Raw genomic sequence first — 337 nt, forward strand, 5'->3', positions numbered from 1 at the left:
TGCTTGACCTGTTCACGGTCTTTCTGGGCGCGTGTGCCTTGACGGGCATTGGCCTGGAAAGCAACCACAACCTGGTGCACCAGATCTTCGTTGTAAGCGCGACCAAACACGGTCTCTGGCGCTTCATATTTTGAAGTAGCCTGACCTTGGTCATTCAGGAGTTCGAGCTGCATCAGTTCGCTCCTTTCGCATCAGTATTCTTGGCTTTGACTTTGACGGCAGGACGAACGGTCACAAAACCGCCAGCCGAACCAGGAACAGCGCCCTTGATCATGAGCAATTGACGAGCCTCGTCAATGCGAATCACGTCGAGGTTTTGCGTGGTGACCGTGTCATC

1 protein-coding gene and 1 pseudogene are annotated in these 337 nt (G+C 53.7%); both read right to left on the bottom strand.

The genetic code is table 11. The annotated features are described in order from the left end of the window. The coding region (gene rplD / locus B3V69_RS11680) for a 50S ribosomal protein L4 (protein WP_296446718.1) at positions 1-173 on the bottom strand (173 nt) is incomplete at its 3' end. Next, a pseudogene (locus B3V69_RS11685) lies at positions 173-337 on the bottom strand (50S ribosomal protein L3); the annotation flags it as partial. The pseudogene B3V69_RS11685 and the gene rplD, both read right to left, overlap by 1 nt.

The organism is Rhodoferax sp. UBA5149 (genome assembly GCF_002413825.1).
Taxonomy (GTDB): Bacteria; Pseudomonadota; Gammaproteobacteria; order Burkholderiales; family Burkholderiaceae_C; genus Rhodoferax.